Origin of the sequence: Variovorax trehalosi (genome assembly GCF_051216415.1) — a bacterium.
Lineage (GTDB): Bacteria > Pseudomonadota > Gammaproteobacteria > Burkholderiales > Burkholderiaceae_C > Variovorax.
Window position 1 is genome coordinate 73,791 of sequence record NZ_JBPJZG010000012.1, and the last position, 17,842, is coordinate 91,632.

At 67.0% G+C, this 17,842-nt stretch carries 18 protein-coding genes; 13 read left to right on the forward strand and 5 right to left on the reverse strand.

Going from position 1 to position 17,842, the window contains the following annotated elements:
• Nucleotides 1-720: 720 nt before the first annotated feature.
• The 6 genes from ACSFA7_RS31685 to rtcA all read left to right on the forward strand — a co-directional run bounded on the left by ACSFA7_RS31685 (nucleotide 721) and on the right by rtcA (nucleotide 6,553).
• On the forward strand, nucleotides 721-1,941 hold the full coding sequence (locus tag ACSFA7_RS31685) for an RtcB family protein (protein ID WP_435503025.1): 1,221 nt from the start codon (nucleotides 721-723) through the stop codon (nucleotides 1,939-1,941).
• A gap of 48 nt (nucleotides 1,942-1,989) precedes the next feature.
• Entirely contained in the window at nucleotides 1,990-2,907 is a 918-nt protein-coding gene (locus ACSFA7_RS31690) for a zinc-ribbon domain containing protein (protein ID WP_435503026.1), read from the forward strand.
• Nucleotides 2,904-3,578 carry a hypothetical protein gene (locus ACSFA7_RS31695; protein ID WP_435503027.1) on the forward strand — a complete coding sequence of 225 codons (675 nt, stop codon included), beginning with the start codon at nucleotides 2,904-2,906 and terminating at the stop codon, nucleotides 3,576-3,578. The genes ACSFA7_RS31690 and ACSFA7_RS31695 overlap by 4 nt, the downstream gene beginning before the upstream one ends.
• Before the next feature lie 50 nt (nucleotides 3,579-3,628).
• Nucleotides 3,629-4,588 carry a ribonuclease Z gene (locus ACSFA7_RS31700; RefSeq protein WP_435503028.1) on the forward strand — a complete coding sequence of 320 codons (960 nt, stop codon included), beginning with the start codon at nucleotides 3,629-3,631 and terminating at the stop codon, nucleotides 4,586-4,588.
• Nucleotides 4,589-4,658: 70 nt separating this feature from the next.
• A complete protein-coding gene (locus tag ACSFA7_RS31705; protein ID WP_435503029.1) occupies nucleotides 4,659-5,519 on the forward strand; it encodes a nucleotidyltransferase domain-containing protein in 861 nt (286 codons plus the stop codon).
• Entirely contained in the window at nucleotides 5,516-6,553 is a 1,038-nt protein-coding gene (gene rtcA, locus ACSFA7_RS31710) for an RNA 3'-terminal phosphate cyclase (protein ID WP_435503030.1), read from the forward strand. The genes ACSFA7_RS31705 and rtcA overlap by 4 nt, the downstream gene beginning before the upstream one ends.
• 28 nt (nucleotides 6,554-6,581) lie before the next feature.
• Here the strand turns inward: rtcA and ACSFA7_RS31715 are convergent, their stop codons facing one another.
• Nucleotides 6,582-7,031 carry a MarR family winged helix-turn-helix transcriptional regulator gene (locus tag ACSFA7_RS31715; protein ID WP_435503031.1) on the reverse strand — a complete coding sequence of 150 codons (450 nt, stop codon included), beginning with the start codon at nucleotides 7,029-7,031 and terminating at the stop codon, nucleotides 6,582-6,584.
• 74 nt (nucleotides 7,032-7,105) lie between these two features.
• On the opposite strand from ACSFA7_RS31715, the gene ACSFA7_RS31720 reads away from it, so the two are divergent.
• The 6 genes from ACSFA7_RS31720 to ACSFA7_RS31745 all read left to right on the forward strand — a co-directional run bounded on the left by ACSFA7_RS31720 (nucleotide 7,106) and on the right by ACSFA7_RS31745 (nucleotide 13,244).
• Nucleotides 7,106-8,095 carry a Bug family tripartite tricarboxylate transporter substrate binding protein gene (locus ACSFA7_RS31720; protein ID WP_435503032.1) on the forward strand — a complete coding sequence of 330 codons (990 nt, stop codon included), beginning with the start codon at nucleotides 7,106-7,108 and terminating at the stop codon, nucleotides 8,093-8,095.
• A 7-nt stretch (nucleotides 8,096-8,102) separates the two neighbouring features.
• Nucleotides 8,103-9,074 carry an amidohydrolase family protein gene (locus tag ACSFA7_RS31725; RefSeq protein ID WP_435503033.1) on the forward strand — a complete coding sequence of 324 codons (972 nt, stop codon included), beginning with the start codon at nucleotides 8,103-8,105 and terminating at the stop codon, nucleotides 9,072-9,074.
• A gap of 1 nt (nucleotide 9,075) precedes the next feature.
• A complete protein-coding gene (locus tag ACSFA7_RS31730) occupies nucleotides 9,076-10,287 on the forward strand; it encodes a 3-hydroxybenzoate 6-monooxygenase (RefSeq protein ID WP_435503034.1) in 1,212 nt (403 codons plus the stop codon).
• Nucleotides 10,288-10,325: 38 nt separating this feature from the next.
• Nucleotides 10,326-11,684: an MFS transporter gene (locus ACSFA7_RS31735; RefSeq protein WP_435503091.1), complete on the forward strand. Its 1,359-nt coding sequence runs from the start codon at nucleotides 10,326-10,328 to the stop codon at nucleotides 11,682-11,684.
• Nucleotides 11,681-12,085 (forward strand): DoxX family protein, encoded by a 405-nt coding sequence (locus ACSFA7_RS31740; RefSeq protein ID WP_435503035.1) that lies wholly within the window; start codon nucleotides 11,681-11,683, stop codon nucleotides 12,083-12,085. The genes ACSFA7_RS31735 and ACSFA7_RS31740 overlap by 4 nt, the downstream gene beginning before the upstream one ends.
• A gap of 97 nt (nucleotides 12,086-12,182) precedes the next feature.
• Nucleotides 12,183-13,244 (forward strand): maleylacetate reductase, encoded by a 1,062-nt coding sequence (locus ACSFA7_RS31745; protein WP_435503036.1) that lies wholly within the window; start codon nucleotides 12,183-12,185, stop codon nucleotides 13,242-13,244.
• A gap of 107 nt (nucleotides 13,245-13,351) precedes the next feature.
• Here ACSFA7_RS31745 and ACSFA7_RS31750 read toward each other — a convergent pair whose 3' ends face one another.
• Nucleotides 13,352-13,735, reverse strand: a complete 384-nt coding sequence (locus tag ACSFA7_RS31750; RefSeq protein ID WP_435503037.1) for a helicase SNF2 — start codon at nucleotides 13,733-13,735, stop codon at nucleotides 13,352-13,354.
• A gap of 114 nt (nucleotides 13,736-13,849) precedes the next feature.
• Entirely contained in the window at nucleotides 13,850-15,520 is a 1,671-nt protein-coding gene (locus tag ACSFA7_RS31755) for an adenylate/guanylate cyclase domain-containing protein (RefSeq protein ID WP_435503038.1), read from the reverse strand.
• Between the two features lie 29 nt (nucleotides 15,521-15,549).
• Here ACSFA7_RS31755 and ACSFA7_RS31760 point away from each other — a divergent pair, with 29 nt between their 5' ends.
• On the forward strand, nucleotides 15,550-16,293 hold the full coding sequence (locus ACSFA7_RS31760) for a Crp/Fnr family transcriptional regulator (RefSeq protein ID WP_435503039.1): 744 nt from the start codon (nucleotides 15,550-15,552) through the stop codon (nucleotides 16,291-16,293).
• A gap of 9 nt (nucleotides 16,294-16,302) precedes the next feature.
• On the opposite strand, the gene ACSFA7_RS31765 is transcribed toward ACSFA7_RS31760, so the two are convergent.
• Both ACSFA7_RS31765 and ACSFA7_RS31770 read right to left on the reverse strand, forming a co-directional pair.
• Entirely contained in the window at nucleotides 16,303-16,770 is a 468-nt protein-coding gene (locus tag ACSFA7_RS31765; RefSeq protein ID WP_435503040.1) for a DoxX family protein, read from the reverse strand.
• A 124-nt stretch (nucleotides 16,771-16,894) separates the two neighbouring features.
• Nucleotides 16,895-17,824 (reverse strand): LysR family transcriptional regulator, encoded by a 930-nt coding sequence (locus tag ACSFA7_RS31770; RefSeq protein ID WP_435503041.1) that lies wholly within the window; start codon nucleotides 17,822-17,824, stop codon nucleotides 16,895-16,897.
• Nucleotides 17,825-17,842 lie beyond the last annotated feature (18 nt).

The window sequence follows — 17,842 nt, forward strand, 5'->3', positions numbered from 1 at the left end:
TGTTCTTCCTCGCATCGAATGTTTGTCGCCGAACGGGGATGAAAGTTGTTGTGCGAATGCAGGCAGGACTACATCTGGTTTGACCAGGGTTCGAATCCCGGCGCCGGTTCTCTGGCGTGGTCTACGTCTTGCCATCCTTGTCGCACTGTTTTTTGCAGCGAATGCTGACGGAACTACAGACTCCTAATCTCGTTGTCGCGGGTTCGAATCCCGTCGGTCGCAAGACCGTAGCTCAGTGGTAGAGCACGACGTTTCGTCGATTCTTGTCGCTGTTTTTTGTTTTGAGGTGAATGCAGATGGAACTACAGGTAGACGCATGCAGCCTCGGCTGCAGACCCGGCAAGCAGCAATGCTCGCCAGGTGTCCGGGTTCAAGCCCCGGTCCGGAAACGGATGGCGGAATGAAGCGTTTCATCGCCCCTGGTCACCTCTTTTTTTGTTTTGGGCACGCAGGCACAGAAGGGAGCGCCACTGCCAAAAATGTTTTGAATTGCCGGCAGCCTGGGTAAGACCAGGTACGGCGGGCAAGTCGGTCGACGAGCAAGGTTGAGGATGCAGGTGCTGGCTCCGATGACGGGTCTGTCACTGGAGCGCGTTTCCAATCGTCGACTGGGCCGCTGGATTCAAACACCACGGTCGCCGTATTGATGCGGGTTCGAATCCCGCCGTGTCCACCAGTTGATTGCAAGAATAGATAGACAGACAGAGAGAGAAAGAAAAAATGACGAACTACAAACTGCACGAAGTACCCAACGGCGTCCCCGTGAAGATGTGGACCAACGGCGTGCCCGTGGAAGACGAAGCGCAGAAGCAACTCGAGAACGCCGCGCGCCTGCCCATCGTGTTCAAGCACATCGCGGCCATGCCCGACGTGCACTACGGCATCGGCGCGACCGTGGGTTCGGTGATCCCGACCTTCAAGGCCATCATCCCCGCCGCCGTCGGCGTGGACATCGGCTGCGGAATGATGGCTTGCAAGACCACGCTCAACGCCCGCGATCTGCCCGACAACCTGGGCCCGCTGCGTTCGGCGATCGAGAAGGCCGTGCCGCACGGATCGAACCCCAAGCGCATGGGCCGCGACAAGGGCTCGTGGGAAACGCCGCCCGATGAAACCGACGCCGCCTGGGCCAAGCTGGTGGAAGAGTTCGATGCAATCTGCGAGGACTACCCGCGCATCAAGAACACGAACAACCACAAGCACCTGGGAACGCTGGGTACCGGTAACCACTTCATCGAGGTGTGCCTCGACGAAGCGGGCGCGGTGTGGTTCATGCTGCACTCGGGTTCGCGCGGCGTGGGTAACGCCATCGGTACGCACTTCATCGAACTCGCAAAGAAGGACGCCGAGCTGCACCAGCGCAACCTGCCCGACCAGGACCTGGCGTACTTCGAGGAAGGCGCTCAGTACTTCGGTGACTACGTGCGCGCGGTGGGCTGGGCCCAGAAGTTCGCGCGTGCGAACCGCGAAGTGATGATGCAGCGCGTGGTCGCGGCCGCGCGCAAGGTCATCACGAAGCCTTTCGAGGCGCATGTGGAAGCGGTGAACTGCCACCACAACTACGTGAGCCGCGAGACGCACTTCGGCGAAGACGTGCTCGTGACCCGCAAGGGCGCGGTGAGCGCGAAGCTTGGCGAACTCGGGATCATCCCCGGCAGCATGGGTGCCAAGAGCTACATCGTGCGCGGAAAGGGCAACCCCGAGAGTTTCATGAGCTGCAGCCACGGCGCTGGTCGAAAGATGAGCCGTACGAAGGCGAAGAAGCTCTTCACCGTCGCCGACCAGATCGCCGCGACCGAAGGGGTGGAATGCCGCAAGGACGCCGACGTGATCGACGAGATCCCGATGGCCTACAAGGACATCGATGCGGTGATGGAGGCGCAGAAGGACCTGGTGGAGGTGGTTTACACGCTCAAGCAGGTGGTTTGCGTGAAGGGTTAGACAAAGGCCGTTGGCGTGTGCCTCGGCCGGTAGTTGGAGAACAAGGCCATGAAAAGCAACAAGCAACGCCGCGCCGAGATCAAGGCGCTCCGCCGGGCGCGCGCTGCGCGCATCGAGGCGCAACTGCCTGCGCCCGATCAGCGGCGCCATGTGTTTTCGTGTGCGCTCGGCGTCGAGCCGGCTGATGCGGACGTTCTGCTCCGCCATAACAACACCTGCGGGCCCCTGCCCAGGTACTACGTTGCACGCCCCTTTGTTTGCCGCGATTGCGGTGCAGAAGAGATATGGACCGCGAAGCAGCAGAAGTGGTGGTATGAGGTCGTGCACGGAAGCATCGAAAGCAGCGCTGCGCGCTGCCTTGCATGCCGGCGCGCGCGCCGCGCATCGCATGCCGCATCGCGCGAGGGAAAGGGTGCGAACTTGCTGGGCGAAGCGTCTGATCGCCTGCGCATGCTGGCTCGCTCCGCGCCGACGGCGGACGCGCGCGCCGCGGTGAACGCCGCGCTGGAAAGCAAGTGGTGGAGCCTTCGTACGCTCGCCATCACGGTGCTTGGACATTGGGGTGCGAACGAAGACATCGTGCGACTGCGTGCGCTCTTCGACGCGGATTCTTCGTCGCGAGGAAGCTGGGAGTACCTGGGCGCCAACGAAGCGGCGAAGGCCCTGGCTGGATGCCTGCGTCATCCCGCCGACGAAGCCTGGGCTATCGAAGCCTGCCTGCGCGGAAATGCCAATCCGTGGCGGTGGCGTAGCTTCCTCGTTCGCGTCGCGAGCGAACGGATCGCCGCGAATGCCAAGGCCGAGTTCGCGCGGCGGCCAGAAGATCCGCAGTGCCTGGTGCGCATGCTCGCGTTGATGCGTTGCGTTGGCCAGTCGCCGTCGTCGCATCAGATGGCCGTCATGCGCGCGCATCCACGCCGTGAAGTGAGCCAGTGGGCCGAGTACTTTCCGTCGGAGGTGGCATGAACACGTCTTCGCATTGGACAGTGCTCCTTTCGTCGCGCAAGGAGTCCGAAGTGGCCGCGCTGCGCGAAACCCTGCAGCGCGCCGGCTCGGCCTTCGAGTTCGCCGTCTACGGCGTCGCCGCCGATGTCGAGCATGTGGGCGAGGCGCACCACCGCGCGGTGCTGCGCCTGTTGTGCGACGGCATCGAGGCAGGCGTCGAGCGCTACCGGCAGGAGACGATCACACGCGATCCCTCGCTGGCTTCGGCGTTCGGCGCCGGTCTCGCGTTCGATGTCGATGCCGCGCGGCCCAGGGCGTTCGATGCATCGGCGGTGATCCCCGCACAGCGCTTTGCCCCGCGGCACCAGGTGGCCTACAGGCGTGACCTCTCACGAGTGTCGTGGTTCGAATGGCTCTGCCAAGCCTTCGGCGATCCGCCTTACTCACTGCGGGTCGCCGACGAAGCCGAGCGCGCGCAGTTGTTCCCGCGCTTTTGCCTATGCACAGGGCTGCTGCCAGATGAGCGCGTGACTGTGCTCGATTGGGTCGGCGACCCGCAGCGCGAACCCTGGCGCAGCACCTGGAGCACCTACTTCGACGTCGGCAAGGAATGGTGGGGCATCTGGTGCTTTACCGTGTGGAACCCGAAGCGACGAACGTTGGCGGCCATGATTGCGAGCCAGACCGACTGAACGAAAGAAGAAAAAACCGCGCCCTAGCGCTGGGAGGAAGGAAAAAAATGATGCTGAAACTCACGTTCCTGGGAACATCCGCGGGTGTACCGACGCGCCAGCGCAATGTCTCAGGCCTGGCCGTGCAGACCATGCTGGGTTCCGACTGGTTCCTGATCGATTGCGGTGAAGGCACGCAGCATCGCGTGCAGCAGACGCCGCTGTCGTTGAACGACCTGGCCGCCGTCTGCATCACGCATGTGCACGGCGACCATTGCTACGGCCTGCCGGGCCTGCTCGCGAGTGCTGGCATGGGCAAGCGAACGAAGCCGCTGAAGCTGATCGCGCCGCAGCCGGTGTGGGAATGGTTCGAGGCCACACGCCGGTTGACCGACATGCACCCCCTGCCCTACGAGATCGAACATGTCGACCCGCAGGCGGGGCCGCTCGTACACGAGGCGCCAGGCTTGTGCATCGAGCGCCATGTGCTGCGCCACCGCGTGCCCAGCCACGCCTATCGCATGCAGGTTCAGACAAGGCGCATGCGCCTGAAGGTGGAAGCTCTGCGCGCTATCGGCTTGCCGCCGGGGCCCGCATGGCGTGCGCTGCAGGACGGCGATGACGTGCCCTTCAACGGCGCGGTGTTGCGCAGTGCCGACTTCGCCGAGGCGTATGTCGACACAGCGAGTGCGGTGTTCGGCGGCGACAACGCCGAACCCGCGCTGCTGAGCCGGGCCTGCGAAGGCGTACAGCTGCTGGTGCACGAGGCCACCTATACGCAAGAAGTGCTTGACAAGGTCGGGCCCGGCCCGATGCACAGTTCTGCGCGGCTGCTCGCCGAGTTTGCGGCATCCGCCGGAGTGCCCAATCTGGTTCTCACGCATTTCAGTGCGCGGCACCAGAACCCCGAAGGCATGGCGGCGCTGATGGCCGAGACCGAAGCCTGCTACCGCGGCCATGCCTTCCTGGCGAACGACCTCGACGTGTTCGAGCTCGACAGCCGGGGCAAGGTGAGCGTCGCTCGCGCCTGAATGCGATCAGGCCGAGCAACAAGAACGAACAGACAGATAGACAGACAGCAAGAAAGAAACTGGGATTTTCATGAGCACCCAACAAGAATTCCTCCGCTCCGCCCACCCCATCGACCCCGCCATGCGCGAGGAGATCATGGCCAACCTGTGCGCCATCGAGTCGCGCCACGACGTGACCGTGCTCTTCGCCTGCGAATCCGGCAGCCGTGGCTGGGGCTTCGCCTCGCCCGACAGCGACTACGACGTGCGCTTCATCTACGTGAACCGCCTGCCGTGGTACCTCACCGTGACGCCAATGCGCGACGTGATCGAACTGCCGATCAGCGGCGACCTCGACATCAACGGCTGGGACCTGCGCAAGGCGCTGGGCCTGATGCGCGAGTCGAACCCGACGTTGCTCGAGTGGCTGCGCTCGCCCATCGTGTACCGCGACGATGCGGTAGCGATGCCGCGTTTTCGCGCGCTCTCGGAGGCGGTGTTCTCCAACGCGCGCGCGTGGCACCACTACAGCTCGATGGCGAAGAAAAACTTCCGGGAGCACTTGCAAGCCGACGAGGTGCGCTACAAGAAGTACCTCTACGTGCTGCGCCCGCTGCTGGCGGCGCGATGGATCCGCACGCAGCCCGGTGTGCCGCCGATGCGCTTCGCCGACTTGGCGCAGCACACGCTGAATGTTGTGCGCGATGCCGCGCTCATCGACGAAATCAACGCGCTGCTCGAAGTGAAGATGCGCGCCGGTGAAGCCGCGACCAGCCCGCGCTGGCCCGGTATCCATGCGTTCATCGAAAGCGAGCTGGCGGCCAATGCCGCGGAGCCGATCACGCCGCTGCCGCAGGCGGAAGAGGCGGGGCTCGATGCGTTCCTCTGCGAGACGGTGCTGCGCTTCGATGCTGCTGCATCAGCGGCCGAGCACGAAGGAGGCCGCGCATGATCGAACTCGACGGTTCCCAAGGCGAGGGCGGCGGCCAGATCCTGCGCACCAGTCTCGCGCTGTCGGTGGCGACGGGCCAGCCCCTCGTCATCGAGAAGATTCGCGCGGGCCGCGCCAAACCGGGCCTGATGCGCCAGCACCTTGCGTGCGTGAAGGCTGCGGCCGAGATCAGCGGCGCGCAGGTCGAAGGCGCAGAGCTCGGCTCGCAGTCGCTGCGCTTCGCGCCCGGCCCGGTGTGCGCGGGCGACTACCGCTTCGCGATCGCCAGCGCGGGCAGCTGCATGCTGGTGCTGCAGACCGTGCTGCCGCCGCTGCTGCTGGCCGGTGCGCCGAGCACGGTGCATCTGAGCGGTGGCACGCACAACCCGATGGCGCCACCGTTCCATTTCCTGGAGCGTGCGTTCGTGCCGCTGGTGCGCCGCCTCGGCGCCAACCTGCAACTGACGCTGCGCCGCTGCGGTTTCTATCCGGCGGGCGGCGGCGAGGTCGAGGCGACCATCGTGCCGGCCGCGGGTGCGCTGCAGCCTTTCGACCTGATGGCGCGCGGTGCGCAGCAATCGGCCCATGCGGAATGCCTGGCGCCGGGCCTGCCACGCCATGTGCCGACGCGCGAGCTCGACACGTTGGGCACTGCAATGGGCTGGTCCGGTGAGCAACTGCGCTTTGGCGCGGCGCGGCAGAACGAGGGCCCGGGCAACGCGCTGATCGCCACGCTGGCCTATGAACATGTCACTGAGGTGTTCACGGCGTTCGGCGAGAAGACGCTCAGCGCTGAGCAGGTAGCGCATGGCCTCGTCAAGGAGCTGCGTGCGTTTCAGAAGAGCGAAGCGGCCGTTGGTCCGCACCTGGCCGACCAACTCGCGCTGCTGCTGGCGCTGGCCACATGGCAGAGCCGCAAGCCGGCTGCGTTCACCTGCAGCGAGGTGACGGAGCACACGCGCACCAACTGCGCGGTGATCGAGCGCTTCCTGCCGGTGCGCTTCGCGATCACCGAGAGCCGCGCGGCCTCGACGGTGCAGGTTTCGCCGGCCTGATGAAAGAAGAAGAAAGAGGTCCGCTCGCTCAGGCGAGCGGCGTCGCGTTGGCGTACAGGCGCAGCAGCATCGCGCGCAGCGCTTTGACTTCGGCCGCGCTGAAGTCCGAGGTCGCCACCGCTTCGTAGTGCTGCGCGAGCGGGATCAGTTCGCAGGTCAGCGCCAATCCGCGCTCCGTCAGATTGATGCGCACCGCGCGCTTGTCGGTGTCGCACTTCTCGCGTGCCATCAATTCATGCGCCACCAGCCGGTCGACGATGCGCGATAGCGCCGACAGATCGGTGGAGGCGTGCGTCGCCAGTTCCGACAGCGTCTGCCGCGGCGTGTGCTGTAGCGACGCGCACACGCGCCACTCGCTCAGGCTGAGCCCGTAGGGTTTCAACGCCTTCGCAAAGGCGTTGCCCATGCGGGCGCCAGCGCGTGCAAGAAGGAACGGAATGGCCTTTTCGAGGTCGTGATCGGAGTGTAGGGTTTTCATCTAGACGTGCTTGATTATTCAAGTATATAGTCCGCCGCAATTACTTGAATAATCAAGCAAAAACGGAGACAGTCATGAACCTGAAGCCCACGCGCCGAAGCGCCATCGCGGTGATGCTTTCTCTTCTGTCGGCAGCGCCGCTGGCGCATGCACAGGGCGCTGGCGCCAAGTGGCCGGTGCAGGCGGTGCGCTTCGTGGTGCCGTTCCCCGCGGGCTCGGCGCCCGACGTGCTGATCCGCCATGTGGGCGCCAAGCTCGGCGAAAAATGGGGGCAGGGCGTGATCGTCGACAACAAGCCCGGCGGCAGCGGCGTGATCGGCATGAACGCGATCCTCGCGGCGCAGAGCGATGGCTACACCTTCGGCTTCGTGCAGGGCTCGGCCATTTCCGTCGCGCCGAGCACTATCAAGGGCGTGAGCTACGACTTCAACCGCGACTTCGTGCCCGTCACGCTTGCGGCTGTCGCGCCCTTCATGCTGGCGGTGCCGGCGAACTCTCCCTACAAGACGCTGGCCGATTTCATCGCCGCCGCACGCGCCAAGCCGCAGGGCATCGAGGTGGCCGACAACGGCCGTGGCACTGCGCCGCACCTGGCCTCGGCATTGCTCGGCCTGCAATCGGGCGCGCAATTCCTCGAAGTGCACTACCCAGGCGGCGCGCAGGCCATGCAGGCCACGCTCGGCGGCCAGACGCAGATGATGGTCGAGACCTACAACGTGGTCGCTGGCAACGTGCAGGGCGGGCGCATGCGCGTGCTGGCCAGCATGGGCGACCGCGTCGAGGCCGGACTTGAATCGTTCCCCCTCGCAAGCAAGACGGTGCCCGGCGCAGTGGCGCACGGCTGGTTCGCGGTGATCGCGAAGAAGGGCGTCGACCCGCTCGTGCTCGCGAAGCTCAACAAGGACATGAACGAGGCGCTGCTGCTGCCCGACGTGATCGCCAAGTCGCGCGAACTCGGCACGTATCCACGTCCCGGCACCCCCGAACAACTGGCGCGCTACATCGCCGACGACCGCAAGACCTGGCAGGACGTGCTGGACAAACTGAACATCAAACCGGAGTAACCGCCCCATGAAAAACAAGATCGCTCTGGAAGAGCATTTCGCGATCGACCTCACGATCGCCGACTCGCAGGTCTACGCCCGTCCCGAAGTGTGGCAGGGCCTGAAGAGCAACCTGCTCGACTTCGAGCAGCAGCGCCTCGCGCAGATGGACGAGTGGGGCACCGAGTTCTCGATCCTCTCGCTCAACTCGCCGGCGGTGCAAGGCATTCCCGATGCGAAGCGCGCCATCGAGGTGGCGCAGCGCGCCAACGACGTGCTGGCCGAGCAGATCAAGCGTCACCCCACACGCTTCGGCGGATTCGCCGCGCTGCCGATGCAGGACCCCGAGGCCGCCGCGCGCGAGCTGGAGCGCTGCGTGAACCAGCTGGGTTTTCACGGCTTCCTGGTCAACGGCTTCTCGCAGGTGGGCGACGAGAACACCGTCGTCTACTACGACGACGCGCGCTTCAACGATTTCTGGACCGCAGCTGCAGCGCTGAAGAAACCGTTCTACATGCACCCGCGCGATCCGCTGCTCGCCCGCGAACCGATCTACGACGGCGCGCACTGGCTCACCGGCCCCACCTGGGCCTTCGCGATGGAAACGGCTATCCATGCGCTGCGCCTGATGTCCAGCGGCATGTTCGACCGCCATCCCGCGCTGCAGATGATCCTCGGCCACTTCGGCGAAGGCATTCCGTTCAACATCTGGCGCGTGGACCACATCCTGCGCAAGGGCCGCCGCGGCATGCCGTGCGACAAGGAGATCGGCGACTACCTTCGCAGCAACGTGCACATCACCACCAGCGGCAACTTTCGCACGCCGACGCTGTTGTCGACGATGCTCGAGGTGGGCTCGGACCGCATCATGTATTCGGTCGACTACCCGTTCGAGAAGCACGAAGACGCCGCCCGCTGGTTCGACAGATGCGAGATCAGCGAGAACGACCGCCAGAAGATTGGTCGCGACAACGCCCGCAAGCTTTTCGGCTTGAAGTGAGATGAGTACGCAGAAAGACACCCGCCCCGTGCTCGTCGCCGGCGGCGGCATCGGCGGCCTGGCCGCCGCACTGGCCCTGGTGCGCGAGGGCTACCGCGTGAAGGTGATCGAGCAGGCGAGCCAGATCGGCGAGATCGGCGCGGGCATCCAGCTCAGCCCCAACGCCTTCGCGGCCTGCGACGCGCTCGGCGTGGGCGAGCACCTGCGCGCCAAGGCGGTCTACACCGAAGAGATGGTGATGTTCGATGCCATCGACGCCAAGCGCGTGGCGAGCATTTCGCTCTCTGACAAGTTCCGCGCGCGCTTCGGCAACCCCTATGCGGTGATCCACCGCGCCGACATCCACGGCGCGCTGCTCGAAGGCGTGAAGCAGACGACCGACGGCATCGAGTTCCTCACTTCGACCAAGGTCGTGCATATCGAGCAGGACGACCACGGCGTCACGCTCATCGACGCGCAGGGCGGCCGCCACGAAGGCCAGGCCGTGATCGGCTGCGACGGCGTCCGCTCGGCGGTGCGCCAGCAGTACGTGGGCGACGGCATCCGCGTGTCGGGCCACGTGGTGTTCCGCGCGGTGGTCGAAACAGCCGATTTCCCCGAGGCGCTGCGCTTCACCGCGCCCTGCATCTGGGTCGGCCCCAACTGCCACCTGGTGCACTACCCGCTCAAGGGCGGCGACAAGTTCAACATCGCCGTCACCTTCCACAGCGACCAGCCCGAGGAGTGGGGTTCGATGGACGGCGACCCGGCCGAGGTGCAGCGCTACTTCCGCCCGACCTGCGAGCAGGTGCAGCAGCTGCTGCGAATCCCGAAGGCGTGGAAGCGCTATTCCACGGCCGACCGCAACCCCATCGAGCAATGGACCTTCGGCCGCGCGACCCTGCTGGGCGATGCGGCACACCCGATGGTGCAGTACCTCGCGCAGGGTGCCTGCACGGCCTGCGAGGATGCGGTGACGCTGGGCCTCGCGCTGCGCCGCGAAGGCGGCGACTGGCCGCGTGCGCTCGCGCTGTACGAGCGCTCGCGTGTCGCACGCACCGCGCGCGTGGTGCTGTCGGCGCGCGAGATGGGCCGCATCTATCACGCCAAGGGCGTCGAGCGCCTGGTGCGCAACAGCATGTGGAACGGTCGCCCGCAAGAGCGCTTCTATGACGCGCTCGAATGGCTCTACGGCTGGACGGCCGCCACCTGCCTCGACGAGACGACGGCGTGAAGGCATTTCCGGATTCGCTCGAAGCGAGCGCGGGCGGCGTGGGTGGTGGAAGTGCCGCGGCCGCCATCGACATCCCCGCACTCATCGACAGCCACCCCGTCAGCAGTTTCCAGAAATGGATCCTGCTGCTGGTCGGCTGCGCGGTGGTGATGGACGGCTTCGACGTGCAGGCGATGGGCTTCGTCGCGCCGGCTATCGTGCGCGCCTGGGGTATCGACAAGGCCGCGCTCGGCCCCGTCTTCGGCGCGGGGCTTTTCGGCATGCTGATCGGTTCGCTGGTGCTGAGCATCTGCGCCGACCGCATCGGACGGCGGCCCGTGCTGCTGGGCGCCACCGTGTTCTTCGCGCTGTGCATGCTCGCCACGGCTTTCGCGCACACGCTGAACCAGCTGCTCGTGATGCGCTTCATCACCGGCATCGGCCTGGGCGGCATCATGGCCAACGCGAGTGCGCTGGCGAGCGAATACAGCCCGCTGCGTCGCCGCGTCACGCTGATGATGTGGGTGTCGTGCGGCTTCACGGGCGGCGCGGTGCTGGGCGGGCTGATCTCGGCGGTGCTCATTCCACTGGGCGGCTGGCAGGCGGTGTTCGTGTTCGGGGGCATCGTGCCGCTGGTCATCGCCGCGCTGATGTGGCGCTACATGCCCGAGTCGATGCAGTTCCTCGTGCTGCGCGGGCGCAAGCTCGACCGCGTGCACGGCTGGCTGCAACGCATCGCACCCGAAGTGCGCATCGGCCCCGGCACACGCTACGTGGTGCACGAGGCGAAGCAGGACGGCGCCCCGGTCGCCGAGCTGTTCCGCGCGGGGCGCGGCCCGGCCACGCTGCTCTTGTGGGGCATCAACTTCATGAACCTGCTGAACCTGTTCTTCCTCGCGAACTGGCTGCCCACCATCGCAACCGAAGCGGGCTACAGCGGCGGCACGGCCGTGCTGGTCGGCACGCTGCTGCAGGTGGGCGGCGTGGTCGGCACGGTGGCGATGGGGCCGCTGATCGACCGCATCGGCTTCTACCGCGTGCTGGTGCCGATCTTCGCGATCGCGGTGCTGACCATCGGCGTCATCGGCCAGCCGGCCTTGCCATTGGCGCTGCTGCTCGCGGTGGTGACGGTCAGCGGCTTCTGCGTGGTGGGCGCGCAGCCCGCGCTCATCGCGCTGGCCTCGAGCGTGTATCCGACGACGGTGCGCGCCACCGGCATGGGATGGAGCCTGGGCATCGGCCGGGCGGGCTCCATCGTCGGACCGGTGCTGGCGGGCTGGCTCATCGGGCTGCATTGGACGAACAGTGCGCTCTTCATCGCAGCGGCAGTGCCGGCGCTGCTTTCTTGTTTGATGGTGCTCTGCATGGGGCGATTGAAATTCACGGGCGCCACCGCGCGCCCAGGAGAAACTGCATGACGACGACTTCCTTCCGGGGCTGGACCCTGACCGCCCGCGTGCTGATGGCCGCGATCTTCCTGGTTGCGGGCGTGCGCAAGCTCATGACCTACGGCGCCACGCTCGGCTATTTCGCCAAGCTAGGCATTCCGCTGGGCGACGTGGTGCTGCCACTGACCATCGCGCTGGAAATCGGCGGTGGCCTGTTGCTGATCGCCGGCTGGCGCCTGCAATGGGTGGCAAGCGCACTGGCCTTGTTCACGTTGGCCACGGCCTTCACGGCGCATGCGTTCTGGTCCGCCGATGCGGCGCAGTTCTCGGGGCAGCTCAACAATTTCCTCAAGAACGTGGCGATGGCGGGCGGCTTCCTGCTGCTGATCGTCCAAGCCACGGGCGGCGAGCGGAAGACCGCGGGCAGCTGAGCCCGGGCCGGGTGGAAAACTCCTTTCCACCCGCACAGTTGAACGACCCGCAAGGCGGGTAGACACTCGCCCGCACCTTTTCCTGAAAGATCGAGCGATGCCTGTCCAATCCTTCGTCTACAACAGCGTTCCCCAGCGCGTGGTCTTCGGTGCGGGTTCGCTCCAGCACCTGGCGCGCGAGATCGATGCGCTCGGCGCGCGGCGGGCGCTGGTGCTCTCCACGCCCGAGCAGCGCCCGCAGGCCGAGCGCATCGCCGACATGCTGGGCGCGCATGCGGCTGGCGTGTTCGACCGCGCCGTGATGCACGTGCCCATCGAGACCGCGCGCGAAGCGAGGGAGGTGGCCCAGCGCCTGGGCGCCGACTGCGCCGTGGCCATCGGCGGCGGCTCGACCACGGGCCTCGGCAAGGCCATCGCGCTCGACTCGGGCCTGCCGATCCTCGCGATACCGACCACCTATGCGGGCTCCGAGATGACGCCGATCTACGGCCTCACCGAAGCCGGCATGAAGAAGACCGGCAAGGACTTCAAGGTGCTGCCGCGCACCGTGATCTACGACCCCGAGCTCTCGATGAGCCTGCCTGTCGGCATGAGCGTGACGAGCGGCATCAACGCCATCGCGCATGCGGCCGAAGGCCTCTACGCCACCGATGCGAACCCGATCATGGACCTGATGGCGCAGGAGGGCATCGCCGCGCTGGGCCGTGCGCTGTCCGCGATCCGCGCCTTTGCGCAGGATGCGGCCGCGCGCAGCGATGCGCTCTACGGCGCCTGGCTCTGCGGCACCGTGCTCGGCAATGTCGGCATGGCGCTGCACCACAAGCTCTGCCACACGCTGGGCGGCAGCTTCAACCTGCCGCATGCGGAGACGCACACCATCGTGCTGCCGCATGCGCTGGCCTACAACGCCGCAGCGGCGCCCGAAGCCATGGCGCGCATCGCGAAGGCGCTGGGCGGAAGCAATGCAGCGCAGGCGGTGTTCGACCTCGCGCGCGACAACGGCGCGCCGGTCGCACTGCGCGACATCGGCATGAAGGAATCGGATCTCGACGTCGCCTGCGCGAATGCGCTCACGAACCAGTACCCCAATCCACGCCCGCTGGAGCGCGATGCGATTCGTGCGTTGCTGCAGAACGCCTGGGAGGGTGTGCGGCCCTGAGCCGCTGTTTCCTGGCTCCCCGGCATGCAGGAAAAAGCCGACCCCGCTTTCGCAAGGGCCGGCTTGGATGTGCGAGCCCGCCGAAGCGGGTGGGCGCTGCGATCCGCTTACAGCGGCAGTGCATCGCCACGGGCGGCAGCGCGGGCGGCTGCGCGCACCGCGGCACGGTCGACGGTGCTGGCGACGATCGGGGCCACGCCCGACGAAGCGCCTTCGGCGTACGGGTTGTCGCTGTGCGCGGCTGCAACGGCTTCGGCGCGGACCGCGGCGCGGCTGGTCGCCGAAACGATGGTCGAAGCCGGGCCGGCGCTGGCGCCCTCTGCATAGGGGTTGTCGCTGCGCGCGGCCGCCACGGCTTCGGCGCGCACGTCAGCGCGGCTGGCCTGCGAGGCGATCGATTGCACGCCCTCGTAGGTTTCGGCGTGTGCGCCTGCTGCGCCGAGCATGGCGAGAGCGACGGCGGACATGGAGAGGAGTTGCTTGGTGTTCATGATGAGGGTCCTTTCGGCTGACTGTGTGGTCGGCGGACATTCGTCGTTGCCACGGGATGCAGTGTGAAACCGCATCGTGGTTCGCGCTGTGCGTTTGCGCACCGCTTTCGTCAACTACAAAGGGATCGTCGCGGGTTGCGGATACAGCACTTCAAGCGGCTCGGAGCGGCCGCGCACGGCAAGCGCTTCGGGCGCACCCATCGCTTCCGCAACACCGGCCTGTTGCGCCGCGAACAGCGAGACGACGAGGCGCGATGCGGCCGTTTTCGAATGGTCCTGCAGGCGGCTCGCGGTGTTCACCACTTCGCCGATGGCGGTGAAGGTGGTGGTCTCCAGGTAACCCACCTCACCGACCGCCGCACGCCCCGCATGCAGGCCCATGCCGAACTCCAGGCGCTGCCCGAACTGCGCCTCGAAACCCTCGCTCCACGCGTCCATGCGCTGGGCGATCAGCGTGGTCGCATGCAGTGCCTGCCGGCACGCGGTGGGCAGGTCGGTCTCGAGCCCGAAGATCGCCATCACGCTGTCGCCGATGAACTGGTTGGGCACGCCGCCGCTCTCGCGCACGGCCGCGCCGACGGTGGCGAAGTAGCGGTCGAGCACGTAGGCGAGGTCGAAGGGCCACTGCCGCTCCGAGAGCCCCGACCAGCGGCGCAGGTCGACGAAGAGGATCGCCACGTCGCGCTCGCGCCCGAAGCTGCCGACCGGCGCGGGCCGGCCCTCGTTGGGCAGCGGCGCGAAGAGCGGCGTGACCTCGATGTCGCCGTGCGGGCGCAGCTGGCAGGCCAGGCGTACGTCGGCCGGCGCGCGCACGCGTTCGAGCGTGCGTTGTTCGTCGCGGCCCGGCTCGCCGATGTGCTCGGGCGCACCGACCACGCGCACACGGCAGGTGGAGCAGCGCGCGCGGCCACCGCAGATCGACACGTGCGCGATGCCGTGCGAGCGGCTCGCCTCCAGCACGCTCCAGCCGCGCGGCACCTGCACCGTGCGGTCGGGGTAGCGCAGCGCGATGGACGGCTGGCGCGACAGGCGCGCAAACCAGTTGCGCCCCCAGCGCGCCGCGAGCAGTGCGAGCAGCGCCAGTACATAAAGCCACTTGAGACTCTGTTCGGCTGCGTTCAGTGCCAGCCCTTGCGCGGGCGTCGGCACCGGCACGGTCGGCACGCCGGTCCACTGGAACTCGCGCCCGATCGAGATGAACCCCATCGCCGCCGTGAGCGGCAGCACCACCGCGATGGCCAGCAGCAGGTAAGACAAGCGCCGGTACACCGGCTGCGCCCGCAGCGCGAAGTGCAGGCCGAGGCAGCCGTGGCTCCAAGCCGCGAGCATCAGGCTGAACTGCGCGGCCGCGCCCGGCAGGCTCCACAGGCCCCAGACCACGCGCACATAGGAGCCCTCGATCCCGTAGGCCTCGTAGGCGCCGCGTATGGCCGTCAGGTGGGTGGCGATGAGCAGCGGCAGCGCAAAGCCCAGCAGCACGCGCAGCGCCTCCAGCGGCGGCATGCGCAGCGTGCGCCGCTCCCAGAGGGCGACCACGGCCAGCGCCAGGTGCGTGAGGGCCGCGCCGTACAGCAGCACCGTGCCCGGCAGGCTGTGCCAGAACTTCTGCGCCACCCGCAGCACGCTCTCGGCGAGGTCAAAGGAATAGATGCCGAGCGAATGGTTCAGCAGGTGAAGCGTCACGTAGCCCATCAGCACCAGCCCGCTCGCCCAGCGGAGATTGCGCCGTGTGGGCGGTCTCAGCGAAAAAGGGGAAGAAGGGGGTGGCGGGGAACGTCTGTCCATGAACGGGTTCGAAGCGGCACCCGAGCATAATGCGCGCGCCCCCACCGACCGGCATGGCCACACCCGAACCCACCCCCCGCTCCAGCCTCGCGCTGCGCCAGATCGCGCTGCTCGAAGGCCTCTCCGACCAGCGCCTGGACCTGCTCGCCCAGCAGTGCCTGTGGCACAGCGTGGAGGCGGGCAAGCCGCTGCTCCTGCGCGCCGAGCAGCAGGGCGAGGTGTTCCTGCTGGTCTCGGGCCGGGTGCGGGTGACGACCTATTCGGCCAACGGCCGGCAGGTCACCTTCCGCGATGCTGAAGCCGGCCAGTACTTCGGCGACATCGCCGCCATCGACGGCGGCCCGCGCTCCGCCGACGTGGTGACGCTGGAGCCCAGCGTGGTCGCCAGCCTCGAGCGCCCCGCCTTCATGGCCCTCTTGCGCGACGAGCCGTTGGTGGCCGAGCGGGTGATGCAGCGGCTGGCCTCGCTGGTGCGCCAGCTCTCCGAACGCGTGATCGACCTGAGCACGCTTGGCGTGCAGAACCGGCTGCATGCCGAGCTGCTGCGGCTTGCGCGTGCCGCCGGCGTCGAGGGCAACGAGGCCCGGCTGGAGCCGGCCCCCAAGCACGCGGCGCTGGCCAGCCAGATCAGCACCAACCGCGAGCAAGTCACGCGCGAACTCAATGTGCTGGTGCGCAGCGGCGTGCTGCGCAAGGACGGCAAGGCCTTGTTGGTGGCCGACGCCGCTCGCCTCGAGCTCATGGTCTCGCAGGTGCGCGGCGACGCCGGCTGAACCGGCAGATCAGTTCCAGCGTCCGTTCGTCCCGCCGACGCTGAAGCGGCCGGCGCCCAGCAGCACCACGGTCAGCGCGCCGAACAGGTACAGGCCCTGCAGTTCCAGCGCCCAGCCGCCCTGCTTGGTCAGCGCGAACAGGTCGGCCATGTGCACGAGGCCGAGGGCCACGATCATGTTGATGACGATCACCCCGGCGGCGGCGCGGGTCCAGAAGCCGGCGAGCAGCAGCAGTGGCGCCACGATTTCACCCACGTACACGAGGTAGGCCAACCCGCCCGGCAGCCCGGCCTTGGCCAGCATGCCGCCGATGAAGCCGACGCCGGCCGAGAGCTTGAAGATGCCGTGCAGCAGCACGAGCACGCCGATGGTCACGCGCAGCAGCAGCTTGCCGGCATCGTCCAGCGCGGCGGGTGAGGGGGATGCGAGCGACGACGATGCGAGCGGCGCACGCGAGGTGTTGGCGGTTGTGGTCACGGCAGATCCTTGGAGCTTGAAAAAGGAAGGGTCCGCCACGGAGTGCGGCGGTTGCGGTTCCAGTGTGCGGAGCTGCCGGAAAGCGGGATGTGCGTTTACGCACATCTTTTGGTGAAAGGCTCGGTCAATGGGCGCCGAAGTGGCTGGTCCACTTGCGCTCATAGTCCATTTTCTGGAAGTGAGCCGCCATGAAATCGATGAAGCTGCGCACCTTTGCCGACAAGTGCTTGCGGCTCGGGTAGGCCAGGTTGATCGTCAGGTGCGGCAGGTCCCAGTCGTCCAGCGTGGGCACGAGGCGGCCCGCCACGATGTCCTCATAGACGATGTAGGTCGGTTGCACCAGGATGCCCATGCCGTCGAGCGCGGCGGCGCGCAGCACCTGGCCGTCGTTCGATTCGAGCAGGCCGGTGACCGACACCGTGTGAGTCTCGCCCTTGCGTGTGAAGCGCAGCTCGTTCGGGTTGTTGGCGTGGGTGTAAATCAGGAGCTTGTGCTGCTTCAGGTCGTCCAGCGTCTTCGGAAAACCATGCTGCGCGAAGTAGCGCGGCGACGCCGCGAGGATGCGCCGCGTCTCGCCCAGCCGTCGGATCGTCACGTTCGAATCGGGCTCGAACTCGCGGGTGCGGATCGCCACGTCGATGTTGTTGTCGATCAGGTCGAAGTAGCGGTTGGCCGCTTCCACGTGCACCGTCACGCCCGGGTAGCGCTGGGTGTATTCGCGCAGGAGCGGCGCGATGTGGTGGATCGAGAACGAGAGCGAGGCGGTGATGCGCAGCACGCCGGTCGGGTTGAGCGCAGTGGCGTTCACCGTCGACTCGGCATCGGCGAGGTCGGCCAGGATGGTCTTGGCGCGTGCACAGAACTCGCGGCCGGTGTCGGTGAGGTACAGACGCCGCGTGTTGCGCTCCACCAGCCGCGCGCCGAGCCGGGCCTCGAGCGCGCTCAGGTGGCGGCTCGCGGCGGCGTTCGAGAGGCCCAGCGCCTCGGCCGCGCGGCTCAGGCTGCCGGCATCGGCGATCTGCACGAGCAGTGCGATTTCGGTCCAGCGGTCCATGGCGGGTGTGTGTCTCCG